This is a genomic window from Streptomyces sp. AM25 (assembly GCF_058146165.1).
Map to the genome: position 1 here is coordinate 21,404 of NZ_JBKIWN010000141.1, position 25,662 is coordinate 47,065.

26 protein-coding genes and 1 pseudogene are annotated in these 25,662 nt (G+C 72.4%); 12 read left to right on the top strand and 15 right to left on the bottom strand.

The window, feature by feature from the left end; all coding sequences use genetic code 11:
- The first annotated feature begins 172 nt into the window (after positions 1-172).
- The 5 genes from ACLHRZ_RS41770 to ACLHRZ_RS41790 all read left to right on the top strand — a co-directional run bounded on the left by ACLHRZ_RS41770 (position 173) and on the right by ACLHRZ_RS41790 (position 5,601).
- Positions 173-1,696, top strand: a complete 1,524-nt coding sequence (locus ACLHRZ_RS41770) for a TldD/PmbA family protein (RefSeq protein ID WP_490423864.1) — start codon at positions 173-175, stop codon at positions 1,694-1,696.
- The gene (locus ACLHRZ_RS41775; RefSeq protein ID WP_490423865.1) at positions 1,693-3,096 is read left to right on the top strand and encodes a metallopeptidase TldD-related protein; all 1,404 of its coding nucleotides are present in this window, start codon (positions 1,693-1,695) and stop codon (positions 3,094-3,096) included. Before ACLHRZ_RS41770 ends, ACLHRZ_RS41775 begins: the two co-directional genes overlap by 4 nt.
- A 102-nt stretch (positions 3,097-3,198) precedes the next feature.
- Positions 3,199-4,599 (top strand): tyrosine--tRNA ligase, encoded by a 1,401-nt coding sequence (gene tyrS / locus ACLHRZ_RS41780; protein WP_490423866.1) that lies wholly within the window; start codon positions 3,199-3,201, stop codon positions 4,597-4,599.
- Positions 4,600-4,782: 183 nt separating this feature from the next.
- Positions 4,783-5,166, top strand: a complete 384-nt coding sequence (locus tag ACLHRZ_RS41785; protein WP_490423867.1) for a DUF3099 domain-containing protein — start codon at positions 4,783-4,785, stop codon at positions 5,164-5,166.
- A gap of 216 nt (positions 5,167-5,382) precedes the next feature.
- Entirely contained in the window at positions 5,383-5,601 is a 219-nt protein-coding gene (locus ACLHRZ_RS41790; protein WP_490423868.1) for a hypothetical protein, read from the top strand.
- A 30-nt stretch (positions 5,602-5,631) separates the two neighbouring features.
- On the opposite strand, the gene moaA is transcribed toward ACLHRZ_RS41790, so the two are convergent.
- From moaA to ACLHRZ_RS41805, 3 genes are all read right to left on the bottom strand, one after another.
- Entirely contained in the window at positions 5,632-6,621 is a 990-nt protein-coding gene (gene moaA / locus ACLHRZ_RS41795; RefSeq protein ID WP_490423869.1) for a GTP 3',8-cyclase MoaA, read from the bottom strand.
- A gap of 105 nt (positions 6,622-6,726) precedes the next feature.
- Complete coding sequence (locus tag ACLHRZ_RS41800) at positions 6,727-8,355, bottom strand: monocarboxylic acid transporter (RefSeq protein WP_490423870.1); 1,629 nt, start codon at positions 8,353-8,355, stop codon at positions 6,727-6,729.
- The gene (locus tag ACLHRZ_RS41805) at positions 8,352-8,708 is read right to left on the bottom strand and encodes a DUF485 domain-containing protein (protein ID WP_490423941.1); all 357 of its coding nucleotides are present in this window, start codon (positions 8,706-8,708) and stop codon (positions 8,352-8,354) included. The genes ACLHRZ_RS41800 and ACLHRZ_RS41805 overlap by 4 nt, the downstream gene beginning before the upstream one ends.
- A gap of 253 nt (positions 8,709-8,961) precedes the next feature.
- Here ACLHRZ_RS41805 and ACLHRZ_RS41810 point away from each other — a divergent pair, with 253 nt between their 5' ends.
- Positions 8,962-9,159, top strand: a complete 198-nt coding sequence (locus tag ACLHRZ_RS41810; protein WP_490423871.1) for a hypothetical protein — start codon at positions 8,962-8,964, stop codon at positions 9,157-9,159.
- A gap of 89 nt (positions 9,160-9,248) precedes the next feature.
- Positions 9,249-10,784, top strand: a complete 1,536-nt coding sequence (locus ACLHRZ_RS41815; RefSeq protein ID WP_490423872.1) for a S8 family serine peptidase — start codon at positions 9,249-9,251, stop codon at positions 10,782-10,784.
- Positions 10,785-10,838: 54 nt separating this feature from the next.
- On the opposite strand, the gene ACLHRZ_RS41820 is transcribed toward ACLHRZ_RS41815, so the two are convergent.
- The 5 genes from ACLHRZ_RS41820 to ACLHRZ_RS41840 all read right to left on the bottom strand — a co-directional run bounded on the left by ACLHRZ_RS41820 (position 10,839) and on the right by ACLHRZ_RS41840 (position 15,681).
- Positions 10,839-11,423 carry a lysoplasmalogenase gene (locus ACLHRZ_RS41820; protein WP_490423873.1) on the bottom strand — a complete coding sequence of 195 codons (585 nt, stop codon included), beginning with the start codon at positions 11,421-11,423 and terminating at the stop codon, positions 10,839-10,841.
- Entirely contained in the window at positions 11,420-12,286 is an 867-nt protein-coding gene (locus ACLHRZ_RS41825; protein WP_490423874.1) for a sterol desaturase family protein, read from the bottom strand. Before ACLHRZ_RS41825 ends, ACLHRZ_RS41820 begins: the two co-directional genes overlap by 4 nt.
- A 95-nt stretch (positions 12,287-12,381) precedes the next feature.
- Positions 12,382-13,608 (bottom strand): amidohydrolase family protein, encoded by a 1,227-nt coding sequence (locus ACLHRZ_RS41830; RefSeq protein WP_490423875.1) that lies wholly within the window; start codon positions 13,606-13,608, stop codon positions 12,382-12,384.
- Entirely contained in the window at positions 13,601-14,884 is a 1,284-nt protein-coding gene (locus tag ACLHRZ_RS41835) for an amidohydrolase family protein (RefSeq protein WP_490423876.1), read from the bottom strand. Before ACLHRZ_RS41835 ends, ACLHRZ_RS41830 begins: the two co-directional genes overlap by 8 nt.
- Complete coding sequence (locus tag ACLHRZ_RS41840) at positions 14,881-15,681, bottom strand: acetoacetate decarboxylase family protein (protein ID WP_490423877.1); 801 nt, start codon at positions 15,679-15,681, stop codon at positions 14,881-14,883. The genes ACLHRZ_RS41835 and ACLHRZ_RS41840 overlap by 4 nt, the downstream gene beginning before the upstream one ends.
- Before the next feature lie 109 nt (positions 15,682-15,790).
- On the opposite strand from ACLHRZ_RS41840, the gene ACLHRZ_RS41845 reads away from it, so the two are divergent.
- The 4 genes from ACLHRZ_RS41845 to ACLHRZ_RS41860 all read left to right on the top strand — a co-directional run bounded on the left by ACLHRZ_RS41845 (position 15,791) and on the right by ACLHRZ_RS41860 (position 19,181).
- Positions 15,791-16,393, top strand: a complete 603-nt coding sequence (locus ACLHRZ_RS41845; RefSeq protein ID WP_490423878.1) for a TetR/AcrR family transcriptional regulator — start codon at positions 15,791-15,793, stop codon at positions 16,391-16,393.
- Between the two features lie 184 nt (positions 16,394-16,577).
- Positions 16,578-17,585, top strand: coding sequence for a DEDDh family exonuclease (locus ACLHRZ_RS41850; RefSeq protein WP_490423879.1), 1,008 nt, complete (start codon positions 16,578-16,580; stop codon positions 17,583-17,585).
- A gap of 21 nt (positions 17,586-17,606) precedes the next feature.
- Entirely contained in the window at positions 17,607-18,392 is a 786-nt protein-coding gene (locus tag ACLHRZ_RS41855) for an SURF1 family cytochrome oxidase biogenesis protein (RefSeq protein WP_490423880.1), read from the top strand.
- 33 nt (positions 18,393-18,425) lie between these two features.
- Positions 18,426-19,181: an SDR family oxidoreductase gene (locus ACLHRZ_RS41860; RefSeq protein ID WP_490423881.1), complete on the top strand. Its 756-nt coding sequence runs from the start codon at positions 18,426-18,428 to the stop codon at positions 19,179-19,181.
- Between the two features lie 83 nt (positions 19,182-19,264).
- On the opposite strand, the gene amaP is transcribed toward ACLHRZ_RS41860, so the two are convergent.
- The 7 genes from amaP to abc-f form a co-directional block, all read right to left on the bottom strand.
- The gene (amaP, locus tag ACLHRZ_RS41865; protein WP_490423882.1) at positions 19,265-19,804 is read right to left on the bottom strand and encodes an alkaline shock response membrane anchor protein AmaP; all 540 of its coding nucleotides are present in this window, start codon (positions 19,802-19,804) and stop codon (positions 19,265-19,267) included.
- A complete protein-coding gene (locus ACLHRZ_RS41870) occupies positions 19,798-20,472 on the bottom strand; it encodes a DUF6286 domain-containing protein (protein ID WP_490423942.1) in 675 nt (224 codons plus the stop codon). Before ACLHRZ_RS41870 ends, amaP begins: the two co-directional genes overlap by 7 nt.
- A gap of 202 nt (positions 20,473-20,674) precedes the next feature.
- On the bottom strand, positions 20,675-20,866 hold the full coding sequence (locus ACLHRZ_RS41875) for a hypothetical protein (protein ID WP_490423883.1): 192 nt from the start codon (positions 20,864-20,866) through the stop codon (positions 20,675-20,677).
- 10 nt (positions 20,867-20,876) lie between these two features.
- Complete coding sequence (locus ACLHRZ_RS41880) at positions 20,877-21,314, bottom strand: Asp23/Gls24 family envelope stress response protein (protein ID WP_490423884.1); 438 nt, start codon at positions 21,312-21,314, stop codon at positions 20,877-20,879.
- Between the two features lie 161 nt (positions 21,315-21,475).
- Positions 21,476-22,273, bottom strand: a complete 798-nt coding sequence (locus tag ACLHRZ_RS41885; RefSeq protein ID WP_490423885.1) for an enoyl-CoA hydratase/isomerase family protein — start codon at positions 22,271-22,273, stop codon at positions 21,476-21,478.
- Positions 22,274-22,381: 108 nt separating this feature from the next.
- Positions 22,382-22,603 (bottom strand): helix-turn-helix domain-containing protein, encoded by a 222-nt coding sequence (locus ACLHRZ_RS41890; RefSeq protein WP_043263790.1) that lies wholly within the window; start codon positions 22,601-22,603, stop codon positions 22,382-22,384.
- A 369-nt stretch (positions 22,604-22,972) separates the two neighbouring features.
- Complete coding sequence (abc-f, locus tag ACLHRZ_RS41895) at positions 22,973-24,571, bottom strand: ribosomal protection-like ABC-F family protein (protein WP_490423886.1); 1,599 nt, start codon at positions 24,569-24,571, stop codon at positions 22,973-22,975.
- Positions 24,572-24,757: 186 nt separating this feature from the next.
- Between abc-f and ypfJ the strand changes: the two are divergent.
- Positions 24,758-25,654, top strand: a pseudogene (gene ypfJ, locus ACLHRZ_RS41900) (KPN_02809 family neutral zinc metallopeptidase).
- Positions 25,655-25,662: the final 8 nt, after the last annotated feature.

The following is a 25,662-nucleotide window of genomic DNA, read 5'->3' on the forward strand; positions in this document are numbered from 1 at the left end:
AATACAACGAAACGTATCGGCTGAGATCGCCGGAGTGACAATCGAGCAGCGACAGGGGCGCGCCGGGGATGCTGTTGGATCTCTACAGAAGCGGGCGGGCCCAGGAGTATCCCCCCTGCACAGCACGGCCGCCGGACGGCATGATGCACAGCGACGACCACCGGGAGGACCTGTGCCCCACGCCATCGATGCCTCGTTCCTGGCGCTGCCGCTGCGCCCACTGGCCGATGCCGCCCTCGCCCGCGCCCGGGCGCTGGGCGCCGAACACGCCGATTTCCGCCTCGAACGGGTGCGCAGCGCCTCGTGGCGGCTGCGCGACGCCCGTCCCGCGGGCTCGGCGGACTCCACCGAGCTGGGTTATGCGGTCCGGGTGGTGCACGGCGGGACGTGGGGCTTCGCCTCGGGCGTCGACCTGACGATGGACGCCGCCGCGCGGGTGGCCTCGCAGGCCGTCGCGATGGCGAAGCTCTCGGCCAAGGTGATCGCGGCCGCCGGCTCCGACGAGAGGGTGGAGCTGGCGGACGAGCCCGTGCACGCGGAGCGCACCTGGGTGTCCGCCTACGACGTCAACCCCTTCGACGTGCCCGACGCCGACAAGACCGCCCTCCTGACGGACTGGAGCGAACGGCTGCTGCGCGCGGAGGGTGTGGCACACGTCGACGCCGCGCTGATGACCGTGCAGGAGAACAAGTTCTACGCGGACTCCGCGGGCACCACGACCACCCAGCAGCGGGTGCGCGTGTACCCGCAGCTGACGGCCGTCGCGGTGGACGAGGCCACCGGCGCCTTCGACTCGATGCGCACGCTCGCGCCCCCCGCCGGCCGCGGCTGGGAGTACCTGACGGGCACCGGCTGGGACTGGGACGCCGAACTGGCGGAGATCCCCGGCCTGCTGGCGGAGAAGATGCGCGCGCCGAGCGTGCGGGCGGGCGCGTACGACCTGGTGGTCGATCCCTCCAACCTCTGGCTGACGATCCACGAGTCGATCGGCCACGCCACCGAGCTGGACCGGGCGCTGGGCTACGAGGCCGCGTACGCGGGCACGTCCTTCGCCACCCCCGATCTGCTGGGCACCCTGAAGTACGGCTCGGAGATCATGAACGTGACCGGCGACCGCACGGCCGAGCACGGCCTGGCGACCGTGGGCTACGACGACGAGGGCGTGGCCGCGCAGTCCTGGGACCTGGTCCGCGACGGCGTGCTCGTCGGCTACCAACTGGACCGGCGCATGGCCCGGTTGACGGGCCGGGACCGCTCCAACGGCTGCGCCTTCGCGGACTCCCCCGACCACGTGCCGGTGCAGCGCATGGCGAACGTCTCGCTGCAGCCGGCCCCGGACGGGCCGTCCACCGAGGAGCTCATCTCGGGTGTGGAACGCGGGATTTACGTGGTCGGCGACCGGTCGTGGTCGATCGACATGCAGCGTTACAACTTCCAGTTCACGGGACAGCGCTTCCACCGCATCGAGAACGGCAGGTTGGCCGGGCAGTTGCGCGATGTCGCCTACCAGGCGACCACGACGGACTTCTGGGGCTCGATGAGGGCCGTGGGCGGCCCTCGGACGTACGTGCTGGGCGGGGCGTTCAACTGCGGCAAGGCGCAGCCGGGGCAGATCGCGGCCGTCTCGCACGGGTGCCCGTCCGCGCTCTTCGAAGGGGTCAACATTCTCAACACGACGCAGGAGGCCGGACGATGAGCTCTCGCACCACCAAGCCGCACGAGATCGTCGAGCGCGCCCTGGAGCTGTCCCGGGCCGACGGGTGTGTGGTGATCGCGGGTGAGCGGTCGACCGCCAATCTGCGCTGGGCCGGCAATGCGCTCACCACCAACGGCGTCACGCGGGGGCGCAGCGTCACCGTCGTCGCGACGGTGGACGGGGCCGAGGGGACGGCGTCCGGGGTCGTGTCGCGTTCGGCCGTCACGGCCGACGAGCTGGAGCCGCTGGTGCGGGCCGCCGAGGCCGCGGCGCGGGAGGCTGGTCCCGCCGAGGACGCGCAGCCGCTGGTGACGGGGGTGCCGCACTCCCCCGGGTTCGACGGCGCCCCGGCCGAGACCTCGTCCGCGGTCTTCGACGCGTTCGCCCCCGCGCTGGGCGAGTCCTTCGCGCGGGCCCGTGCCGCGGGCCGGGAGCTGTACGGGTTCGCGCAGCACGAGGTGCTGTCGAGCTATCTGGGGACCTCCGCCGGGCTGCGGCTGCGGCACGACCAGCCCACCGGCACGCTGGAGATGAACGCCAAGTCCCCGGACCGCACGCGCTCCGCCTGGGCGGGGCGCGCCACCCGGGACTTCACCGACGTGGACCCGGGGGCGCTGGACGCGGAGCTTGCCGAGCGGCTCGGCTGGGCGGAGCGGCGGATCGAGCTGCCGGCCGGCCGGTACGAGACGCTGCTGCCGCCGACCGCGGTGGCGGACCTGCTCATCTACCAGCAGTGGTCGGCCACGGCGCGGGACGCGGCGGAGGGCCGTACGGTCTTCTCCCGGACGGGCGGCGGCACACGGCTCGGCGAGAAGCTCTCGCGGCTGCCGCTGACGCTGCGCAGCGACCCGCACGCGCCGGGCCTGGAGTGCGCGCCGTTCGTGCTGGCGGGCAGCTCCGGCGACGACGCGTCGGTCTTCGACAACGGCCTGCCGCTGACGGCCACGGACTGGATCCGCGAGGGCGTGCTGGAGCACCTGCTCACCACGCGGCACACCGCGGAACTGGCGGGCCTGCCGGTCACCCCGTTCACGGACAACCTGATCCTGGAGGGCGGCGGCACCCGGTCGCTCGCGGAGATGGTGGCCGCGAGCGGGCACGACGGCCCCGCCCTGCTGCTGACGTGTCTCTGGTACATCCGCGAGGTGGACCCGGCGTCGCTGCTGCTGACCGGGCTGACCCGGGACGGCGTCTACCTGGTGGAGAAGGGCGAGGTCGTGGGAGAGGTCAACAACTTCCGCTTCAACGAGTCCCCGGTGGACCTGCTCTCCCGGGCCACCGAGGCGGGGCGCACCGAGCGGACCCTGCCGCGGGAGTGGAACGAGTACTTCACCCGCACCGCGATGCCCGCCCTGCGCATCCCGGACTTCAACATGAGCTCCGTGAGCCAGGGGGTCTGACCGTCCGGCCGGGCGGGCGGACCGGGGACGGCATGGGCGCGGAGCGGGCCGAATAGACTGGTCGCGTCCATGTTGTCCGCTCTCTCTTCCGTCAGGAACGCCATGACACGCCTCGGCGAATCCGTCGCCCGCGCCAGCGAGCTCCTCGCACAGGATCTCTCCTCCGACTCGACCGTGCAGCAGTTGCTCACCGAGACCAAGGCGCGTCGCTATCTGGACCTGTCGGACCTGTCGGCGAAGGAGCAGGCGGAGCTGATCGCCTCGCGCACGGTCGAGGTGCTGCCGGGCGTCGCCAAGCTGGCCGAGCGGATCGAGGCGCGGGCCGCCGAGGGCAAGGGCCTGCACATCAAGCTGGGCATCGACCCGACGGCCACGGACGTGCACCTCGGGCACGCCGTGCCGCTGATCATTCTGAGCCGGTTCCAGCGGCTGGGCCACGACGTCACGCTGATCATCGGCGACTTCACGGCCAAGATCGGCGACCCGTCGGGCCGCACGGCCGAGCGCCCGCCGCTGACCGACGACGACATCGCGCGGAACCTGGCCACCTACCGCGAGCAGGTGCGCCCGTTCTTCGACTTCGAGAAGGTCAGCTTCCGGCAGAACAGCGAGTGGCTGGCGCCGTACACCTTCCCCGAGCTGCTGGGGCTGCTGTCGCAGGTGCCGGTCTCGCAGCTGCTGCAGCGCGAGGACTTCCGCAACCGCCTCGCGGCCGGCTCGGGTCTGACCATGACGGAGCTGCTCTACCCGATCGCGCAGGGCCTGGACTCCGTGGCCCTGGAGTGCGACGTGGAGCTCGGCGGCGCGGACCAGCTGCTCAACCTGCAGATGGGCCGCAAGCTGATGGAGGTCCACCGGCAGAAGCCGCAGCTCGTGGTCACCATGCCGCTGATCGAGGGCACGGACGGCACGGGCGCGAAGATGTCCAAGTCCAAGGGCAACTACGTCGGTCTGTCGGCCCCGGCCGACGACGTCTTCGGCAAGATCATGTCGGTTCCGGACCGGCTGATGGAGCCGTACCTCAAGGCGTGGACGGAGTGGACGGACGCGGAGATCGCGCTCGTCGCCTCCCGCATCGAGGACCGTTCGCTGCACCCGATGGACCTGAAGAAGGTGCTGGCGGGCGAGGTCGTGGCCGCGCTGTACGGCATGGAGGCCGCGATGGCGGCGCGGGCCGGGTTCGTCGCCCAGTTCTCCAGGAAGAGCTTCACCGACGTCGAGACGCCGGTGGTGGAGCTGTCCGAGCACGGTGCGGAGCCGGCCACGGCCGTGCTGAGCAAGGTGCTGGGCTTCCAGCCGAGCGCCTCGGCGGCGCGCCGGGTCGCGAAGCAGAACGGGCTGCGGCTGGTCATCGAGGCCGATGGCGGGCAGGAGGCGGTTGTCCTGCCGGAGGCCGAGGCGATTCGGCCGTTGGGCGAGGTTGTCGCGGAAGCGGTCGCCAAGGTCGACGGTGCGGCTCGTGTGTACCTGAAGGCCGGGCGCAAGCTCGCCGAGTTGCGCTGAGTCGCGCCCACGCGGCGGAGCCGCATATTGACACGGCCCCGCGCCCCTGAGGGGGCGCGGGGTACCGCGCACTACGCAGGTTTGCCTACGTGCCCCGGTCTCGTGCGGGTCTGAGCAGCGGCGTAACGTGGAATACGTCCCGGGGTACGGGGTTTCGGCTCGGCTGTCGGGTGGTGGAACGTGATGCGGAAGCACGGCGGTACGGAGACTTTCCGGATCACGGGGGCCCGTCACGGGCTGACCGAGGACGTCCGGGGGCGGCAGCGCCGGTACGTCATCTCGATGGGCATCCGCACGATCTCCGTGGTGCTGACCGTGGTGCTGTGGAACGTCGAGCGCTACGTGGCGATCGGCACGCTGATCCTGGGTGCGCTGCTGCCGTACGTGGCCGTCGTGATCGCCAACGCGGGCCGGGAGAACGCCCCTTCACTGCCGGGGACCATCATTCCGCGGCCGATGCGGCCGATGCTGACAGAGGGTCACGATCCGCAAGGTCCGGGGATGGCGGAATCCGTCCCGGAAGCCGAGTCGTCCGAATCCGGCGATCAGCGCCGTGACCACGGCTGATGCTCCACATCCGGCCAACTGCGGGCGTCGGCAATCCGACAAGCTCAAGAAAACCTCAGATCAATCATGTGGTTCGGTGCCGCGCGCCGGGCGCCCCGTGACATACTTCGTAGGCGCTCCGCATCCCCCGTCGGAGCGACAGACCGACGCCGGGCGGCTCCCCCCGTGGCTGCCCGGCGTCGCCGTGTCTGCGTGCGGCTCCCGTAGGGTTCGGGTGTGAACTCCCCCGAAAATGCCGTGATCTGTTCCGCGAAGGGCTGCCGTGCGGCGGCCGTGTGGGTACTCGCCTGGAACAACCCGAAGTTGCACACGCCCGACCGCCGCAAGACGTGGCTCGCCTGCGACGAGCATCGGGAGCATCTTTCCAACTTCCTTGCGTTGCGGGGGTTTCTGAAGGAAGTGGTGACGCTGGAGGAGTGGGAGGGCCGGAACTAGGGCCTGTCCGATGGGTCAGGCCCTAGGCGCTCAGCCGCCGATCGCCGACATCGGGCGGGCCGGCTGCAGGAATTCGGGGTCCTCGATCCCGCCCCCCGCCTTCTTGCCCCGCATCGCCACGCGCCACAGGCGGGCCAGTTCCTCGTCGGACGCCCCGTCCCGCAGTGCGCCGCGCAGGTCCGTCTCCTCCGTCGCGAACAGGCACGTGCGCACCTGGCCGTCCGCCGTGAGGCGGGTGCGGTCGCAGGTGCGGCAGAAGGGGCGGGTGACGGAGGCGATGACGCCCACCCGGGCCGGGCCGCCGTCGACGAGCCAGCGTTCGGCGGGGGCCGAGCCCCGTTCCGCCGCCCCCTCCGGGGTGAGCGTGAAGCGGGTGCGCAGGCTCGTCAGGATCTGCCCGGCGGTGATCATGCCGTCCCGGCGCCAGCCGTGCTGCGCGTCCAGCGGCATCTGCTCGATGAAACGCAGCTCGTAGCCGTTCGCCACGGCCCAGGCCAGCAGGTCGGGTGCCTCGTCCGCGTTGTGCCCGGGCATCAGCACGGAGTTGACCTTGACGGGCGTGAGCCCTGCGGCCCGGGCCGCGGCCAGGCCGTCGAGGACGTCCTGGTGGCGGCGGCGCCGGGTGAGGGCCGCGAAGACCTCGGGGCGCAGGGTGTCCAGGGAGACGTTGACCCGGTCCAGGCCGGCGTCCCGCAGCGCCTGTGCCGTGCGGGCCAGGCCGATGCCGTTGGTGGTCAGCGAGAGGCGCGGGCGCGGCTCCAGGGCCGCGCAGCGCTCGACGACGGAGACGAGGCCGGGCCGCAGCAGCGGCTCCCCGCCCGTGAAGCGGACCTCGGTGACGCCGAGCAGGGTGACCGCGACCCGGACGAGGCGGACGATCTCGTCGTCCGTCAGCAACTCCGGCTTGGCGAGCCACTGCAGGCCCTGTTCGGGCATGCAGTAGGTGCAGCGGAGGTTGCAGCGGTCGGTGAGGGAGACGCGGAGGTCCGTGGCAGCCCGGCCGTAGGTGTCCATGAGCACGGTGGGGCCCCCTCGCGGAACTGGAACGCTCGTTCGTTCACTCCTTCCGCAGCGTACGCGATGCCCGGAGGGCCGACGAAGCGCCGGCCCTCCGGGCACCCGCGATCAGTGGGCCCCGTATCCGGTGAGCGCGCGGACCTCCAGCTCCGCGTACTTCTTGGCCACCGCCTCCTCGGAGGACAGCGCCGAGCCGAGCCAGCCGAGGGCGAAGCCCAGCGGGATGGAGACCAGCCCGGGGTTGGCCAGCGGGAAGTAGTCGAAGCTCATGCCGGGGAAGAGCGCCTTGGGGTTGCCGGAGACCACCGGCGAGAGGATCACCAGGGCGACGGACGAGACCAGGCCGCCGTAGATCGACCACAGCGCGCCGCGGGTGGTGAAGCGCTTCCAGAAGAGGCTGTAGAGGATCGTCGGGAGGTTGGCCGAGGCGGCCACGGCGAAGGCGAGGGCCACCAGCGCGGCCGCGTTGAGGCGGTGGGCGAAGATGCCCAGCGCGATGGAGACCGCGCCGATGACGACGGCCGCGATCTTGGCGGTGAGGACCTCCTCCTTCTCGGTCGTGCTCCCCCTCTTGATCACGTTGGCCCACAGGTCGTGGGCGAAGGACGCGGAGGAGGCGAGGGTGAGGCCGGCGACCACGGCGAGGATCGTCGCGAAGGCCACGGCCGAGATCACCGCGAGGAGCACGGCCCCGCCCGTGGAGCCCGCTCCGCCGCCGACCTCCTGGGCGAGCAGCGGGGCCGCGGTGTTGCCGGACTCGTTGGACGCGATGATCGCCTTGGGGCCGACCAGGGCCGCGGCGCCGAAGCCCAGCGCGATGGTCATCAGGTAGAAGGCGCCGATGATGCCGATGGCCCAGTTGACGGACGTCCGGGCGGCCTTGGCGGTCGGCACGGTGTAGAAGCGGATCAGGATGTGCGGCAGGCCGGCCGTGCCGAGGACGAGCGCAAGGCCGAGCGAGACGAAGTTGAGCTTGGAGGTGCCGTCCTTGCCGTACTGCAGCCCGGGTTCCAGGAAGGCCCTGCCCTTGCCGCTCTTCTCGGCGGCGTGGCCGAGCAGGCTGGAGAGGCTCCAGCCGAACTTGTTCAGCACCAGGAAGGTGATCAGCAGGGTGCCGGCGATGAGCATCACGGCCTTGACGATCTGCACCCAGGTGGTGCCCTTCATCCCGCCGATGGTCACGTACAGCACCATCACCAGGCCGACCAGGACGATGATCCAGCGCCGGGAGTCCTCGCCGCTCGCGCCGAGCAGCAGGGCCACGAGCGCGCCCGCGCCGACCATCTGCGCCAGCAGGTAGAAGATCGAGACGACGATGGTGGAGGTGCCGGCCGCGGTCCGCACCGGCCGCTGCTGCAGGCGGTGGGCGAGGACGTCCGCCATGGTGAAGCGGCCGGAGTTGCGCAGGGGTTCGGCGACGAGCAGCAGGGCGACCAGCCAGGCGACGAGGAAGCCGATGGAGTAGAGGAAGCCGTCGTAGCCGAAGAGCGCGATGGCGCCCGCGATGCCCAGGAAGGACGCGGCGGACATGTAGTCGCCGGAGATGGCCAGGCCGTTCTGGAAGCCGGAGAAGGAACGGCCTCCGGCGTAGAAGTCGGTGGCATCCTTGGTCTGCCGCCCGGCCCAGACGGTGATGCCGAGGGTGATGGCGACGAACACCGAGAACAAGGTGATGATCAGGGTACGGTGTTCGCCCGCGCCGCCGGCGGCCAGGAAGGTGCGTGCTGCGAGGTTCATTCCCCGGCCTCCAACTGTGCCTTGAGGGCCTCGGCCCGTGGGTCGAGCTGTGCGGCGGCGTGCCGCGAGTACCACCAGGCGATCAGGAAGGTGGTCAGGAACTGGGCCAGGCCGAGGACGAGGGCGACGTTGATGTTGCCCGCGACGCGGGTGGCCATGAAGCCGGCCGCGTAGTTGGACAGCAGGACGTACAACAGGTACCAGGCGACGAAGGCCAGGGTGAGCGGGAAGGCGAAGGAACGGTGGGCCCGGCGCAGTTCGCCGAACTCGGGGCTCTCCTGCACCTGGGTGAAGCGTTCCGGCTGGGCGGGGATGACGGGGCGGGCGGCCTCGCCCTTCGCCTCGTCCTTCACCTCGCCCCGGGTCTTCTCCTCGGCCTTCTTCCCGGCCTTCGGCGGCCCCTTGGGTGTGGTCGATGCGGCGTCGACGGCCTCTTCTGAGTCCACTGCCTCTCCTGGAGGGTGCGTGCGGTGACGTGATCCGCGCCTGTGACGCAGATCACGCGCGTAGAGGGACACCGCAGTATGCGACAGAATGCGGTTCTCCGAATGACGCAGCTCAGGCCCGAGGTGCAATACCGGCTGCCCGTGGCCTCGTTGACCTGGTGTGAGCACCGAGCCGCCGCCTTCACCGCCGTCCCCCGACCGACGACCGTTCGGGGTCGTCAGGTTGACGGCGCCCGTCGTCCCCGAACAGCCGGGGCGCCCGGCGGCCCTGCTCGCCGCGGGCCGCTGGTACGGGCCCAGGGTGCCGCTGCAGCCGCTGAGCATCGACACTTTGCGCAGGCCCGAAGTACCCTCCTGAGAAGGTTTCTTGGGGAATTCATTGCCCGATTCCGGTGAACGGCGCTAGTTTCACTCGCCCGTGCGTTTTCCGGATGATGTGGAGACCCCATGGACCGTCTGCGTTCCAGACGTCGGCACGCCCTGCTGGCGGTGCCCGTCGGACTTGCCCTCACCGCCTCCCTCGGCCTGCTGCCCGCCGCCGCCTCGGCCGCACCGCAGGGCCCCGGCACCGCGAAGGCCGCCGCGGAGGACGGCCCCCTGCTGTCGTACGTGGTCAACACCGACCGGGCGCGAGGCACGCTCGCCCGGGTGAAGCAGACGATCGCCCAGGCCCGTGGCACCGTCGTGGTCGCCTACGAGCAGATAGGCGTCGTCGTCGCCCACTCGGCGAACCCGGGCTTCGGCGCGGCCCTGCGCGCGGTGCCCGGGGTGCAGTCGGCGGGCGCCACCCGCACCGCCCCGATCACGCCCGCGGCCACCACGGACGTCGGCAAGCCGGAGAAGCTCAAGCTGTCCGGTCCCGCCGCGCTGGCCGCCGCCCGCTCGGCCGAGCCCGGCCAGGAGCCGCTGGAGGGCCTGCAGTGGGACCTCCGCGCCATCAAGGCCGACCGGGCCGCGAAGGTGGACCCGGGCAGCAGGGACGTCACGGTCGGCGTCATCGACACCGGCGTGGACGACACCCACCCGAACATCCGCCCCAACTTCTCCCGCAGCCAGTCCGCGAGCTGCGTCACCGGCAAGGCCGACACCAGCCCCGGCGCCTGGCGCCCGTTCGATCCCGCGCAGGACTACCACGGCACGCACGTGGCCGGCACGATCGCGGCCGCCCGCAACGGCACCGGCATCGCCGGCGTGGCCCCGGAGGCGAAGGTCTCGGCCATCAAGGTCTCCACCGCCAAGGGCGCCTTCTTCTACGCCGAGAGCGTCGTCTGCGCGTTCGTCTTCGCCGCGGACCACCACATAGCCGTGACGAACAACAGCTATTACGTCGACCCGTGGCTGTTCAACTGCTCCGACGACCCCGACCAGAAGGCGATAGCCGACGCGGTCGGCCGGGCCGCCTCGTACGCCCAGCGCAGGGGCACGCTCAACATCGCCGCGGCCGGCAACTCCAGCCTCGACCTGGCGGCCAAGCAGCTTCCCGACGCCTCCAGCCCCAACGACTCCACGCCGAAGAACCGCACGGTCGACTCGGCCACGTGCCTGGACATCCCGGCCGAGCTGCCCGGCGTGGTGTCCGTCTCCGCGACCGGCGTGAAGTCGCTCAAGTCGTTCTACTCCAACTACGGCCTCAACCGCATCGACGTGGCGGCCCCCGGCGGCGACAGCCGCCAGGTCCCGGAGCTGCCCGCCAAGGACGGCCGCATCCTCTCCACGCTGCCCGGCGGCGACTACGGGTATCTGCAGGGCACGTCGATGGCGAGTCCGCATGTGGCGGGGGTGGCGGCGCTGTTGAAGAGCGCGCATCCGGACGCGAGTCCGCAAGAGCTGCGCTGGCTCTTGCGGGCGGAGGCGGACAATCCGGGGTGCCCGGCGGCTCCGGCGGACGCCGCCTGCACCGGTACGCAGCACGTCAACAGCTTCTACGGGTACGGCATCGTCGATGCGTTGGCTGCGGTGCAGGACGAGGACGACGAGAGCTGAGCGGCTCTTTCGGCTGCGGGCCGGTCGTGGTTGATCGCGCAGTTCCCCGCGCCCCTACGGGGCACGGGTCTGCAACAAGCCCTCCGCCAGGAGATATTGGGCTGCCACGTACGTCAGCATGATCCAGAACTGGGGTTGCGGCCGGCCTGACAGGTTGGCCGCGATCAAGGTGTCCGACAACAGGAACAGCGCGCCGCCCACCGCCGTCCGTGTCCCGGCGCGTGTCGCGCCGAGTGCCATCGTCGTCAGCAGCAGGCTGTACAGCGCGACCGGGACCCGCAGTTCGGCGTCCAGGCCCGGCCACAGCAGGGCCAGCGTGCCCGCCCAGGCCGTGCCGTAGGCGGCGGTCAGGCGACGGCCCGGTCTGCCGTGTTTCGCGAACAGGGTCAGGTAGCACAGGTGTCCGGCGGCGAACGAGCCCATGCCGAGCAGGAACGGCACGTCCCCGCCGGTCTGCAGCAAGGTGTCCCCCGCGCACCCGAACAGCAGCGCCAGCGCGAGCGGGCGGGGGCCGCCGCGCTGCAGGACGTACTCGGCGAGCAGCGGCATCAGCACCGGCTTGGTGGCCCGTTCGACGCGCGTCCGGCCGGTCAGCAGTGCGCCGAGGTGGACGCCTGCGGCCGCGGCGAACGCCCTCATGCGACCCGCTCCGGCACCGGCTGCGCGGCCGTGGGTTCCGGCTGCCAGCCCGGCCCGCGGAACACCCGGCCGGCCCGCTCGCGCCAGCCGTGCGCGGCGCGGAGGTCGCGGGCGATGGCCGCGTACTCGTGGGTGGCCACGCGCAGCGGGTTGTAGGTGTCGATGTTCTTCGTCAGCCCGTAGACCGGGCGTTCGCCCTCCGGGACGAACGAGCCGAACATGCGGTCCCAGATGATGAGAATGCCGCCGAAGTTGCGGTCCAGGTAGCCGCCTTGGGACGCGTGGTGCACCCGGTGGTGGGAGGGCGTGTTGAGGACGTACTCCAGCGGCCGGGGCAGCCGGCCGATGCGCTCGGTGTGCACCCAGAACTGGTAGACGAGGTTCGTCCCCGAGCAGAAGGCGACCGCCGCCGGGTGCACGCCGGCCAGGATCATCGGGACGTAGAACGGCCAGACGGTCCACGTGGTCCACGGCTGGCGGAGCGCGGTGGTGAAGTTGAACTTACGGCTGGAGTGGTGCACCACGTGGCAGGCCCACAGGATCCGGACGACGTGGTGGCCGCGGTGGGACCAGTAGTAGAAGAAGTCCTGGGCGAGCAGCATCAGCGGCAGCGTCCACCACAGCACGGGCACGCGCAGGGGCGTGAGTTCGTAGAGCGCGGCGTAGACCGCCACGATGGGTATCTTCCACAGCGCGTCGAAGACCAGGCTGCCCAGCCCCATGCCGATGCTGGTCGCCGCGTCCCTGGCGGTGTACCCCTCGGCATCCTCGTCGGGGTGCAGCCGGTAGCTCACCAGTTCCAGCACGGTGAGCACGGCGAAGGCCGGTACGGACCACAACACGACATCCGGAAGGTGCGGCATGGCGGCACCATAAACGCGGCAACCGGGCCGCGGCTAGGGGTTGTTACTGTCGGGTACCGCAGGAGGTTACCTGGAGTTCGAAGGCCACCAGAGAGTCACCACGCCCGCACCGGTGCGTCGCGGACGAAGACGGGGCTGGTGGCGCCCGGCGGTACGGTCTCCAGCGGCTCGGCGATCTCGGTGACCGGCGGGCCCACACGGGCGGCGATCGTGGCGAGGAAGGCGAGGTCGAAGCCGTACACGCGGGCCGCGTTGGCGCCGAGCATGGCAGCGGTCTCGTCGGCGGGCAGGCCCGCGTAGGCCAGGCGCAGGGCCTCGCGGGAGTGGGGGTGGGTGCCCTCGTCGTGCGGGTAGTCGCTGCCCCACATGATCTTGTCGATGCCGATGCGGTGGCGCAGCGGCACCTCGTGCGGGCGCATGAAGCTGGCGCCCGCCGCGCAGTTGGCGTGCCAGTACGTGCTCGGAGGGCGGCGCACCGAAGCGGCCAGCCCGGCGCCGAACTTGGCCTCGGCGGTGTCGGTGCGGTCGCTGCCGGCGACCAGGCGCGCGTAGTAGTAGTCGAGGGTGTCCAGGACGCCGGGGATCCAGGCCGTGCCCTGTTCGGTGAGGACGAGCCGCAGGTCGGGGTGGCGGTCGAAGGCGCCGCCGAGGATCAGGTGCCACAGGGCGCGGTGGGAGAACCAGGTGGTCTCCACCATGAACACCGCACGGGCGGCGGGGTCGTCGCCGAGCGGCGGCGAGGCGGAGCCGGCGTGGTGGTTGACGGGGACGCCGAGTTCGGCGCAGACGGCCCAGAGCGGGTCGTAGCAGGCGGAGTGGAGTTCGGGCAGGCCCGAGCCGGGCGGGGTGCCGGGCAGCAGGACGCCGCCGGTGAGTCCGGCCTCCTTGGTGCGGCGCACTTCGCGCACGGCCTCGTCCACGTCGTTCAGGAGGATCTGCGCGACGCCCGCGCGGCGGCCGGGGGCCGCGGCGCAGAAGTCGGCGAGCCAGCGGTTGTGGGCGCGCAGGCCGGCCCAGCGGAGCTCGAAGTCCTCGCGGGTGGGGGCGGGGGCGACGAGGGAGGCGCTGGGGAAGAAGGGCGGGACGGTGTTGGGGAAGACGACTTCGGCGACGATGCCGTCGGCCTCCAGCTCGGCGAGCCGGAGACCGGAGTTCCAGTTGCGTTCGGCGGCGTCGGCGAGCAGGTCCTCGTACGGGTTGACGTAGCCGGCCGCCCAGGCGTCGAAGGCCTCGTGGTGGCGGCGCTCCAAGTAGGGCCGGTAGTCGAGGAGATCGGCGCCGGCGTGGCAGTCGGCGGAGACGACGGTGTGGCGGTCAGGCATCGTTCACCCCGGTGCGCGGGAAGTCCTCGCCGGTCAGCCAGTGCCGGCCGGTCTCGCGGGAGCGGGCCCAGGACGCCTCGACGGCCTGCTGGTCGGCGGGCTGGCCCAGGTCGTCCGGGGTGGGGCCGATGCGGGCGGCGAGCGGGGCGAGGGCGCGGGTGTCGAAGCCGAACGCCTCGGCGGCGGACAGGCCGAGCATCCGGCGGGTCTCGGAGACGGGGATGTCGTGGAAGGTGGTGCGCAGCCAGGTGCGGGTGTCGGGCCAGGTGCCCTCGGGGTGGGGGAAGTCGGAGCCCCAGAGGATGTTGCCGACGCCGATCTCGTAGCGCTGGGCGAGCTCGCGGCGCTTGGTGTTGGTGGCGCAGACGAAGACGTTGCGGTCGAGGTACTCGTGGGGCGGGCGGTGCAGCCCGGCGAAGGGCGAGAGCTTCTTGCCGCCGTGGGCGCCGAGGTAGAGGCGGTCCATGAACCACAGCAGGTTGGGCAGCCACCAGCAGCCGGACTCGGCGATGCCGAAGCGGAGTTGCGGGTGGCGCTCGAAGACGCCGGACCACAGCAGGAACCACAGCGGGCGCGCGGGCCACCAGGTCACCTCGGTGACGAAGATCCCCAGGTGGTCGCCGTACTCGTGGCGGGGCGTGGCCCCGGAGTGGGTGAGCACGGGCATCCCGGCCGCGGCGGCGGCCGCCCAGACGGGGTCGTAACTCCGGTCGTGGTACGGCTTCTTCTGCCCCCACATCGCCGGGATCATCAGCGCGCCCAGCCCCGACTCCTCGGCCCGGCCGATCTCCTCGACGACGTGTTCCACGGGGGCGGTGACCGGCAGCAGGGCGACGCCGCAGTGCCGTTCGGGGTGCGCGGAGCAGAATTCGGCGAGCCAGCGGTTGTGGGCGCGGGCGCCCGCCATGCCCAGTTCCGGGTCGTGATCGCCGGACAGGCCGAGGCCGACGCCGAAGGGCGCGGCGGTGCGGCTGTCCACGGCGTCCGCGTCGGGGAAGACGACCTCGGCCGCCACCCCGTCGCCGTCGAGCTCCTTGATCCGCTGCGCCGCGTCCCAGCCGCCGCGCAGTCCCTCCTCGTGCTCCTCGAACCACCGGGTGGCGAAGGCCTCGTTGCGCACGCCCAGGCGCGTCATCTCCGCCTGGCGCGCGGTGCGCTGCGCGAGGAAGTCGTCGAAGGCGCGGTGGAAGCGCCGTTCCAGGTACGGGCGGTACTCCTCGGTGGGGAGCCCGGCGTGGCAGTCGGAGGAGATGATCAGGTAGGGGTCGCGGCTCATTGCGCACTCCCTTCCGGAGGGCCGTCGAGAATCTGGGCCGCGTCGTCGTAGCGCTGGTGGACGTAGGGCAGCAGGGCCTCCGCGGGGACGCGGGCGACGACGCGGCCGTGCTGGGTGGTGGCCCGCTCCCCGAGCGTGATCCCGGCCGGGCGCAGGACGGGCAGGTCGGCGACCGGGTCGTACGCCGACTCGCGCAGCACCACCTCGCCGGCGACCTGCTCCAGCCTGCGCACCCGCTCCCTGCGGGTGCAGTGCACGAGGACGGGATCGCCGTCGAAACCCGTGCCGTCCACGCCCGGCAGGAACTTGAAGTAGAAGTCGAGCCGCTCGCTCTCCGGCGGCAGCGGCAGGGCGCCGGTGACCGTGCCGCGCACGTCGAGGAAGTCGATGCCGTGCCGGGAGAGGCGGGCGCGGAGCGCCGCGCCCTCGCGTTCGAGCACGACCTCGCCCAGCTTCTTCGGCTCGCCGAACACCTCGCGCCCGCCGGTCAGGGCGCGCTCGTGCGTCATCGGCATCACCAGCGGGTACCAGCCGGCGCGCCCCTCGTGCCGCGCGGCGACCGCCACCGAGCCGGCGCCCAGGGGGTAGCCGCGCAGGGCGACGGTGCTGACGGAGGCCCGGACGAGCGGGCGGGCCGGCGGTTCGAGCGGGGGCGGCAGGACGGCCGCGACGGCGTCCGGGTCGGTCTCCCACAGGGCGGTGACCCCCGTGGACCAGATGTCGGGCAGCCGGGCCGCCGCCTCGCGGGCCGCCTTGATCTCCAGGTCGGTGCGGGGGCCGTAGCGGATGCGTGCCATGCCGTATCACCTCTCGGTGGGAGCAAGCAGGTCCGTCTGTTCTGTAACAGGGTTACAGCGCGGGCGCCTTCGGGTAAAGACCCGTGCACCTACGGGAGTCGGGGGGCGCATGGCGGAGAACCTCACCCGCGAGCAGGTGCTGGAGACCGCGGCACGGCTGGTGCGGGAGCGCGGCCCGCGGGCGCTGACGATGCGCGCCCTGGCCGCCGAGCTGGGCACGGCCGTCACGTCGATCTACTGGCACGTCGGCAGGCGCGAGGCGCTCGTGGACGCGCTCGTCGAGCGGACGCTGCACGAGTTCGCCGCGATCCGGCCAGCCGGGCGGACCCCGCGGACGCGCATCGTCTCCGTCGCGCGGGCGCTGCGCCGGGAGCTGCTCGCCCGGCCGCACCTGATCGCGATGGTGCACGAACGCGGGCTGTCCGAGCGGATGTTCCTGCCCGCGCAGCGGGCCCTGGTGCACGAGGTGCAGGCGGCCGGGCTGCACGGGGCGCGGGCGGCGGAGGCGGTGCAGGCCGTGCAGTTCCAGGTGGTGGGGCACGTGCTCGTGGAGCGGAGCCGGGCTCGGGCGCCCGAACAGGCGGCGCCCGAGCGGTCTCCGGGGTCCGGCGGGGACCGGGCCCTTGAGCGGGCCCTGGGCCGGGCACCGGATGCGGAGCGGGTGTTCGAGGTGGCGGTTCGGGCGCTGGTGGAGGGGTTGCTGTCGGGGTAGCCGATCGGGTGCGGGTCGTCCTGGGCCGGTCGCGCCCACGCGGCGGAGCCGTATGTTCGGCAGAGCCCCGCGCCCCTTCGGGGCGCGTCTTTTCGGGGCGCGTCCCACTTCCGGGTGGCCGGATCGCTTCCCCCCTGACGACCGGATCCCTCGTTGTCAGTGCGGGCCCGTATCCTCTGTGACCATGCTCGAAGACCACCCCGCCGCCGCACCGCACAGCCCGTGGCCGGCCGCGTATCCGCAGGGATACGCGGTCGTCGACGTGGAGACCACGGGGCTCGCCCGCGACGACCGGATAGTGTCGGCTGCCGTCTACCAGCTGAACGCCCGGGGCGAGGTGGAGGACCAGTGGTACACGCTGGTCAACCCGCAGCGCGATCCCGGCCCGGTGTGGATCCACGGGCTCACCTCCGAAGTCCTCTCGGACGCACCGCTGTTCAAGGACATCGCCGAGCCCTTCGCCGAGCGGCTGGCCGGGCGGGTCCTCGTCGCGCACAACGCCGCCTTCGACTGGTCGATGATCTCCCGCGAGTACGCCCGCGCCCGGGCGGACGTCCCCGTGCGGCAGCGGCTGTGCACGATCGCGCTCTCCAAGGAGCTGCAGCTGCCGCTGCCCAACCACAAGCTGGAGTCGCTCGCCGCGCACTACGGCGTCGTGCAGCAGCGCGCCCACCACGCGCTCGACGACGCCCGGGTGCTCGCCGAGGCGTTCCGGCCCAGCCTGCACCTGGCGGCCGAGGCGGGGCTGCGGCTGCCGCTGCTGGCCTGCCAGCCGCTGACGGAGTGGTCGGACGGCCCGGCGGCGGGCACACGGTCCGCGACCATCGGATATCAGCCGTCCTCCTCCTACGGGTACCGGCCGCAGTCCTGGCGGCCCAGCCGCAAGCGCCCGGCCTGCCCGTACCCCAACCCGGGGCGTTACGAACCGGGCGAACAGCTCATTCAGGGCATGCGGGTGGCGTTCTCCGGCGACACCTCCGTCGACCGCGAGCTCCTGGAGGACCGCGCCATGGAGGCCGGGCTGCACGTGGCCACCAGCGTCTCCCGGCTCACCAGCCTGCTGGTCACCAACGATCCCGGCTCCCCCACCTCCAAGACGGCCAAGGCCCGCTCCTTCGGCACCCCCGTCGTCGACGAGGCCGCCTTCATGCAGCTCCTGCTGCACGTGACCCCGGCGCGGAGCGGGGCGTAGCCACCCGGTACCGTCGAGGACGTGTACCGCTTCCTTCTGTCCCGGCAGTGGGTGATCCTCACCCTCGTGGGGATCGTCCTCATCCCGGTGATGGTGCGGCTGGGGTTCTGGCAGCTGCATCGCCACGAGCACAAGGTCGCGCAGAACAACCAGATCGCGCGCAGCCTCGCCGCCGACCCCGTGCCCGTGACCGGGCTCACGGCGCCCGGCCGCGAGGTGGCCGGCTCCGACGTGTGGCGCCAGGTCACCGCGAGCGGTACGTACGACGCCAAGGACGAGGTCGTGGTCCGGCGCCGGACCGACGACAACGGCCACCAGGGCTATTTCGTCCTCACCCCGCTGCTGCTCGACGACGGCCGGGCCGTCCTCGTCAACCGCGGCTGGGTCCCGGCCGGCGACGACCCGATGCGCTACCCGGACGTCCCCGCCGCCCCCTCCGGCAAGATCACCGTCACCGGCCGGCTCAAGCAGGACGAGACGACGGCCGCCAGCGGCATCAAGGACACCGCGGGGCTGCCGCCCCGCCAGGTGATGCTGATCAACAGCGAGCAGCGGTCCAAGGCCATGAACCGCCCGGTGCTGGGCGGCTACATCGAGCTCGTCGACCCGGCCCCCAAGGACGGGCCCAAGGCGGTGGCCGCCCCCGACCACAGCGACATCGGCCCGCACCTGGCGTACGCCATCCAGTGGTGGCTGTTCGCCGGGGGCGTGCCCGTGGGCTGGTTCATCCTGGCCCGCCGCGAACGCCGCGAGCGCCTGGCGGCGACCGCCGCCCCGGAAACCGCCGCGGTGCCGAGCGCCCCGTAGGGACGAGCACCCCGCAAGGGGCAGACTGAGCCCATGGATCTGGGACTCAAGGACAAGGTGTACGTGCTGACCGGCGCGAGCCGTGGGCTGGGGTTCGCCGCCGCCCGCGAACTGGCCGCCGACGGCGCCCGGCTGGTCGTCTCCGGCCGGGACGGGGACGCCGCGGCGCGGGCGGCCGCCTCGCTGGGCACGGACGCGGTCGGGGTCGCCGCCGACAACGCCGACCCCGCGGCGGCGGAGCGGCTCGTCGCCACCGCCCGCGAGCGCTTCGGCCGCCTCGACGGCGTCCTCGTCAGCGTCGGCGGGCCGCCGCCGGGCCCGGCGGACGGCAACGACGACGACCAGTGGCGGGCGGCCTTCGAATCGGTCTTCCTCGGCGCGGTGCGGCTGGCGCGGACGGCGGCGGAGGCGCTGGCCGAGGGCGGGGTGATCGGCTTCGTGCTGTCCTCGTCGGTGTACGAGCCGATCCCCGGGCTGACGATCTCCAACGGCCTGCGGCCCGGCCTCGCCGGGTTCGCCAAGTCCCTGTCCGCGGAACTGGGACCGCGCGGCATCCGCGTGGTCGGACTGCTGCCGGCGCGGATCGAGACCGACCGGGTGCGCGAACTCGACGCGCTCTCCGGGGACTCCGAGGCGGCCCGGGCCCGGCACTCGGCGCGGATTCCGCTGGGGCGGTACGGGACGCCGGAGGAGTTCGGCAAGGTGGCCGCGTTTCTGCTGTCGCCTGCGGCGTCGTATCTCAGCGGTGTGATGGTGCCGATCGATGGTGGGGCGCGGCACGGATTTTGAGGCCGGTGCAGGCCGTCCTGGACTGGTCGCGCCCACGCGCCGGAGCCGCGTGTTCGGCAGAGCCCCGCGCCCCTTGCGGGGCGCTACTCCACCCGCTCCGCCCTGTGTCTTACCGCGCGGAGTCTGACCTCCGCCGGTAGCCGCGCCACGCCCGTCGACGTGCGTGCCGGGGTCAGCACCCGCTCCTGCAGCCGCTGCAGGGTCGTGACGGGTGTCGCCCCCGGGGCCAGGGTCAGCGTGATCCCGGCCCCGGGGGCGGTGCGGCGGCCGGTGAGGGTCGCCCGGGCCCGGTCCACCCCGTCCAGGGCCTCCGCCTCGGCCTCCAGCACCGCCTCCAGCGCCCGGCCCCGCACCACCGCCGTCCCGCCGTCGCCGCAGTCCACGACCACCTCGCGCAGCCGGCGCCGGTGCAGCTGTGCGAGCAGCCACCACAGCGCGAGCAGGACCAGCACGGACAGCACGGCGATGACCACCGGCCACCACCAGCCGTGCGCACGCCACTTGTGGCGGACGGCGGTGCTCAGCAGGACGCCGTGCGGGCGGGCGGCCAGGACGGCGGTGCCGAGCGCCAGCAGCACGAGGCCGGCCAGCCCGAGCAGTACCCGGTTGACGGTCCTCAGCACGGCGCCCTCACCACCCGCACCGACAGTGCGGGCTGCCGGGCCAGGCCCAACTCCCGCACGGTGTCGGCCAGTACGGCGGCCACGTCCGCGCGCACGTCGTCCAGGTCCCGGAAGTGCGCGCGGGCCCGGGCCCGTACCCTGCGGCGGCCCACGTCGACCCGTGCCCACCGCACCCCCGGGACCGCCATCACCCGGTCGCGCAGCACCAGTTCGGCGGCCGTGCGGTCCAGCCCGGCCCGCACGTCCGGGGTGTCGCGGCGCAGGGGCAGCAGCCCGCGCAGCCCGGGGGCGACGGCCAGGGCGATCAGCCAGCAGCCCGCCAGGACGGCGGCCGCCGCGCAGCCGGTGGCCCAGGCGCCGTCGAGGGGGCGGGTGGCCAGCTCGTGCGCGAGCCGGCGGCGCCAGGGCATCGCGGGACGGGACGCGCGGACGGCGACGACGTCGTGGAGCAGGATCCCCGAGGCCCCCAGCACGACGGCCGCGACGAGGGCGGCGGGCACCCGGCGGGCGGACCGGAAGCGCCGGATCCGCGGCGTCACCGCACCCGCTCCCGGCCCTCGTCCAGGTGCGGCGAGCGCAGCCGCTCCACGGTGACCGCCACCTCCGGGACCTCCAGGCCGGCCAGCTCCGCGACCCGTTCGACGATCCGGGACCGCACGGCACGGCAGCGGGCGCCGATGTCCGTGGGGTACTCCAGCTCGACGGCCACCCGGACGCGGGCCGACTTCTCGTGCACCGTCACCGAGGCGTGCGGGAGTTCGCCGTCGACGGCCTCGCGGGCCGCCTGTGCGGCGATCTTCGCGATGACGTGGTCGTCGATGCGGGTCGCACCGCGCTCGCCGGGTGCCACCGGCTGCCGGTCCCGCATGCCTACCGCCGCCGCCTGTCGCGCTCCCGGGTGCGGAAGAGGTCGCCCGGCTCCAGGTCGCCGTCCAGGAACCGGCCCGCCACGAAGCCGATGGCGCCCAGGGCCGCCACCAGCAGAAAGGCCCCGAATCCACCGAAGTACCCGGCGAATCCGAGTGCCATGCCGGCAATCAGGCCGGCCACGGCCATGTTCATCGTCCGCTCCCTACTGGATCCTGGGCTCCGGCTCTTCCTCGTCCTCGCCCTCGTCCGGCAGCTTGACGTCGGTCACGGCGATGTTGACCTCGACGACCTCCAGGCCCGTCATCCGCTCCACCGCCGCGATGACGTTCTCCCGCACCGCGCGGGCCACCTCCGCGATGGCGACCCCGTAATCGACCACGATCTCCAGATCCAGCGCGGTCTGGACCTCGCCGACCTCGGCCTTCACCCCGCGGGTGAGGGCCCGGCCGCTCCCGGGCACCCTGTCCCGCACCGCACCGAAGGTGCGGGACAGCCCGCTGCCCATGGCGTGCACGCCGAGCACGTCACGGGCGGCGAGCCCGGCGATCTTCTCGACGACGCCGTCCGCGATGGTGGTCCGCCCGCGCTCGGCGGGCTCGACCGGCACCTTGGCCTTGGCTTGCGGTGGTGTGTCGGCCATCGTCGACCGCCTCTCGTCCGGGGGACAAGTCCACCTGCCAGCCTAGGCCGGGACGCTGCGCTGCGCCCGTGCGGTTTCTTCGGCTGCGGGTCGTTCGCAGTTGCTCGCGCCCACGCGGCGGAGCCGCACAATCTAACAGCCCCGCGCCCCTACGGGGCGCCCTACTCCCCCATCCCCGCCAGGTCCCGCAAGCGGCGCGCCTGGGCCGCGCGCTCGGCCGCGCGCTGCTGGTCGTACGTACGGCCGGCAGCCCCGCGCAGCAGCGCCTTGGTCTCGATGACCGCGTCCCGCGGTGCGGCCAGCAGTGCGGCCGCCAAGTCGGCCGCGGCGGCGTCGAGTTCCGCGCCCGGGACGACGAGATTGGCCAGGCCGGTGCGCTCCGCCTCCTCCGCGTGGACGAAGCGGCCCGTGGCGCAGATCTCCAGCGCCCGGGCGTAGCCGACCAGTTCGACGAGCGGCTGTGTGCCGCCCAGGTCGGGGACCAGGCCCAGGCTGGTCTCGCGCATGGCGAACTGCACGTCGTCCGCGCAGACTCGCAGGTCGCAGGCGAGGGCGAGCTGGAAGCCCGCGCCGATCGCATGGCCCTGCACGGCCGCTATGGAGACGAGGTCGGTGCGCCGCCACCAGGTGAACGCCTCCTGGTAGGAGGCGATTTCGGTGTCGAGCGCCTCGTCGGTGCCGCGTGCGAGATCCAGGAAGGACGGCTCGCCGTCGAAGCCTTCGGGCGTGAACGCCTGCCGGTCGAGTCCCGCGGAGAAGGACTTGCCCTCGCCGCGGAGCAGCACGACGCGCACGCTGCCGGGCAGCTGCCGGCCCGCCGCGGTCAGCGCCCGCCACAGGGCGGGCGACTGGGCATTGCGCTTGGCGGGACGGTCGAGCGTGACCGTGGCAACGGCACCCGTGCCGTCGACGGTGAGCCGGACGCCGTCCTGGTCGAGCAGGGTGTTGCGGGCAGTCATGGGGGCCTCCGAGTGGCCGCAGTCGCATGGAAACGTACTGCACAGTAACCACCCGGCCGACGGGTCGGCCGACCGGGTGGGCTGTCCACAACTGTCTTTTGCGCGGCGTCAGACCGAGGCGGCCTTCTTGCCGCGCGTCGCTCCGCCGCGGCCTCGCAGGACCACGCCGGATTCGCTGAGCATCCGGTGCACGAAGCCGTAGGAGCGACCGGTCTCTTCGGCCAGCGCCCTGATACTCGCACCAGCGTCGTACTTCTTCTTCAGGTCTGCCGCGAGCTTTTCGCGCGCGGCGCCGGTCACCCGGCTGCCCTTCTTCAGAGTCTCGGCCACCCGTGCCTCCTCAGGGGGAGATGCGCCTCTTGTCTCTCATGATCACCCCTAGGCGGCGTCCTGGCCACCCATTCGGCAAGGTCCATGGGAAGTCCGCGGGAAACGGAACCCGTGTTTTCCGGCCGTACCAGGGCCTGGAGCAGGCGATTCCGTCCGGATCAGGTCGTACGGCCGTCCGGGTGGCGGAGTGAAGCGGCAGGTCAGAGGGGGCACTGGAAGCACTCCCGGGGCGGGGGTCCGGCAGCCGGGGCGGCGCGTGCGCCGGAGCGCACCGCCACGCCCCGGTACGAGCCGCCCTCACTCAGATGATGGATCACGCATCGGCCGAATGATCGGGACGGCCCCGATCACGGCCGGTGGGCCCCCGCGTCAGGCCAGGGCGACCAGGTCGGCGTAGTCCGGGCCCCAGAGGTCCTCGACGCCGTCGGGCAGGAGAATGATGCGCTCCGGCTGGAGGGCGTCGACGGCGCCCTCGTCGTGCGTGACCAGGACGACCGCGCCCTTGTAGGTGCGCAGGGCACCGAGGATCTCCTCGCGGCTGGCGGGGTCGAGGTTGTTGGTGGGCTCGTCCAGCAGCAGCACGTTCGCCGAGGACACCACCAGGGTGGCCAGGGCGAGGCGGGTCTTCTCGCCGCCGGAGAGGACACCCGCGGGCTTGTCCACGTCGTCGCCGGAGAACAGGAACGAGCCCAGCACCTTGCGGACCTCGACCAGGTCGAGGTCGGGCGCGGACGAGCGCATGTTCTCCAGGACCGTGCGGTCCGGGTCGAGCGTCTCGTGCTCCTGGGCGTAGTAGCCCAGCTTCAGGCCGTGGCCCTCGACGACCTGGCCCGTGTCGGCCTTCTCGACACCGCCGAGCAGGCGCAGCAGGGTCGTCTTGCCGGCGCCGTTGAGGCCGAGGATGACGACGCGGGAGCCCTTGTCGATAGCCAGGTCGACGTCGGTGAAGATCTCCAGCGAGCCGTACGACTTCGACAGACCCTCCGCCGTCAGCGGCGTCCTGCCGCAGGGCGCGGGCTCGGGGAAGCGCAGCTTGGCGACCTTGTCGGAGACCCGCTCGGCCTCCAGGCCGGCCAGCAGCCTCTCGGCGCGGCGGGCCATGTTCTGCGCGGCGACGGTCTTGGTGGCCTTGGCGCGCATCTTGTCGGCCTGGGAGTTGAGGGCCGCGGCCTTCTTCTCGGCGTTCTGTCGCTCGCGCTTGCGGCGCTTCTCGTCGGCCTCGCGCTGCTGCTGGTAGAGCTTCCAGCCCATGTTGTAGACGTCGATGACCGAGCGGTTGGCGTCGAGGTAGAAGACCTTGTTGACGACGGTCTCGACGAGGTCGACGTCGTGGGAGATGACGACGAAGCCGCCGCGGTAGGTCTTGAGGTAGTCGCGCAGCCAGGCGATCGAGTCGGCGTCGAGGTGGTTCGTGGGCTCGTCGAGCAGCAGGGTGTCGGCGTCGGAGAAGAGGATCCGGGCGAGCTCGACGCGGCGGCGCTGACCACCGGAGAGGGTGTGCAGCGGCTGGCCGAGCACCCGGTCGGGCAGGCTGAGCGCGGCGGCGATGGTGGAGGCCTCGGACTCGGCGGCGTACCCGCCCTTGGTGAGGAACTCCGTCTCCAGGCGCTCGTACTTCTTCATCGCCTTCTCGCGGGTGGCGCCCTTGCCGTTCGCCATCCGGTCCTCGTTCTCCCGCATCTTGCGCAGCACGGCATCGAGGCCGCGGGCGGAGAGGATGCGGTCGCGGGCCAGCACGTCGAGGTCGCCGGTGCGGGGGTCCTGCGGGAGGTAGCCGACCTCTCCGGAGCGGCTGATGGTGCCGGCCGCCGGGATGCCCTCGCCTGCGAGGCACTTGGTGAGGGTGGTCTTGCCGGCGCCGTTGCGGCCGACGAGGCCGATGCGGTCGCCCTTGGCGATACGGAACGAGGCGGACTCGATGAGGATGCGCGCGCCGGCGCGCAGCTCGATACCGGAGGCGGTGATCACGAAAAAACTGCTCCTGGGCAGGACGGACGGCGGACGAGACGGACTGCGGTCGTGCGACGCCGTCTAATGCACAGGGAGGAATGCCATAGGGAAAAGTCTAGCGGGGGTGCGCAAGTCGAATTCCGGGCCGGTCGCCGTCGCGTCACGGATACTCGGTGTGACGAACCTGGTACGGAAGGCGGCGGCATGCAGTTCGACGACGACGCGGATCTGGACACCTCTCAGGTGCAGGACCGGCGGGGCGGCGGAATCCCCGGCGGCGGGCTCACCGTCGGCGGCGGGATCGTAGGCCTGCTGGTCCTCCTGGCGGGGCTGTTCTTCGGCATCGGCCCGGAGGAGCTGGGGCTGTCCTCGGGGGGCCGGTCCCCGGCGCCCACGGCCGCGGCCAGTACGGACGCGCAGGTCGCGCAGCACTGCCGCACGGGCAAGGACGCCAACACCCGCCAGGACTGCCGGATCGTCGCCGTCGTCAACAGCGCCCAGTCCTTCTGGAGCTAGGAGCTGGCGCGGCGGGGGAAGACCTACACGCCGGCGTCGACGGTCTTCTTCACGGGGCGGGTCCAGACCGCCTGCGGGGCCGCGACCTCGGCGGTCGGCCCGTTCTACTGCCCCGGCGACCGGAAGGTCTACCTGGACCTGGGCTTCTTCGACGAGCTCAAGACCAAGTTCGGCGCGAGCGGCGGCCCGTTCGCCCAGGCCTACGTCGTGGCGCACGAGTACGGGCACCACATCCAGAACCTGCAGGGCACGCTGGCCCGCAGCCAGGGCGGGCAGACGGGCGCCGACAGCGCGTCCGTGAAGGTCGAGCTGCAGGCGGACTGCTACGCGGGGGTGTGGGCGAAGCACGCGACGACGACGCCGGAGAAGTCCACCGGCAAGCCGCTCGTCACGCAGCTGACGCAGGCCGACATCAAGGACGGGCTGTCGGCGGCGGCCGCGGTCGGTGACGACCGCATTCAGGAGAAGTTCCAGGGCCGGGTGACACCGGAGAGCTGGACGCACGGGTCCGCTGCGCAGCGGCAGCAGTGGTTCACGACCGGGTACTCGACCGGGGACATGGGGCGGTGCGACACGTTCCGGTAAGGAGGCCG

Coding starts and splice junctions, on each gene's coding strand:
- ACLHRZ_RS41835 (WP_490423876.1), bottom strand. CDS start 14,884: ATGAGCCGCGACCCCTACCTGATCATCTCCTCCGACTGCCACGCCGGG.
- ACLHRZ_RS41860 (WP_490423881.1), top strand. CDS start 18,426: ATGGATCTGGGACTCAAGGACAAGGTGTACGTGCTGACCGGCGCGAGC.
- tyrS (WP_490423866.1), top strand. CDS start 3,199: ATGACACGCCTCGGCGAATCCGTCGCCCGCGCCAGCGAGCTCCTCGCA.
- ACLHRZ_RS41875 (WP_490423883.1), bottom strand. CDS start 20,866: ATGAACATGGCCGTGGCCGGCCTGATTGCCGGCATGGCACTCGGATTC.
- ACLHRZ_RS41845 (WP_490423878.1), top strand. CDS start 15,791: ATGGCGGAGAACCTCACCCGCGAGCAGGTGCTGGAGACCGCGGCACGG.
- ACLHRZ_RS41880 (WP_490423884.1), bottom strand. CDS start 21,314: ATGGCCGACACACCACCGCAAGCCAAGGCCAAGGTGCCGGTCGAGCCC.
- ACLHRZ_RS41850 (WP_490423879.1), top strand. CDS start 16,578: ATGCTCGAAGACCACCCCGCCGCCGCACCGCACAGCCCGTGGCCGGCC.
- ACLHRZ_RS41825 (WP_490423874.1), bottom strand. CDS start 12,286: ATGCCGCACCTTCCGGATGTCGTGTTGTGGTCCGTACCGGCCTTCGCC.
- ACLHRZ_RS41820 (WP_490423873.1), bottom strand. CDS start 11,423: ATGAGGGCGTTCGCCGCGGCCGCAGGCGTCCACCTCGGCGCACTGCTG.
- ACLHRZ_RS41800 (WP_490423870.1), bottom strand. CDS start 8,355: ATGAACCTCGCAGCACGCACCTTCCTGGCCGCCGGCGGCGCGGGCGAA.
- ACLHRZ_RS41885 (WP_490423885.1), bottom strand. CDS start 22,273: ATGACTGCCCGCAACACCCTGCTCGACCAGGACGGCGTCCGGCTCACC.
- ACLHRZ_RS41830 (WP_490423875.1), bottom strand. CDS start 13,608: ATGCCTGACCGCCACACCGTCGTCTCCGCCGACTGCCACGCCGGCGCC.
- ACLHRZ_RS41840 (WP_490423877.1), bottom strand. CDS start 15,681: ATGGCACGCATCCGCTACGGCCCCCGCACCGACCTGGAGATCAAGGCG.
- ACLHRZ_RS41785 (WP_490423867.1), top strand. CDS start 4,783: ATGCGGAAGCACGGCGGTACGGAGACTTTCCGGATCACGGGGGCCCGT.
- ACLHRZ_RS41815 (WP_490423872.1), top strand. CDS start 9,249: ATGGACCGTCTGCGTTCCAGACGTCGGCACGCCCTGCTGGCGGTGCCC.
- ACLHRZ_RS41775 (WP_490423865.1), top strand. CDS start 1,693: ATGAGCTCTCGCACCACCAAGCCGCACGAGATCGTCGAGCGCGCCCTG.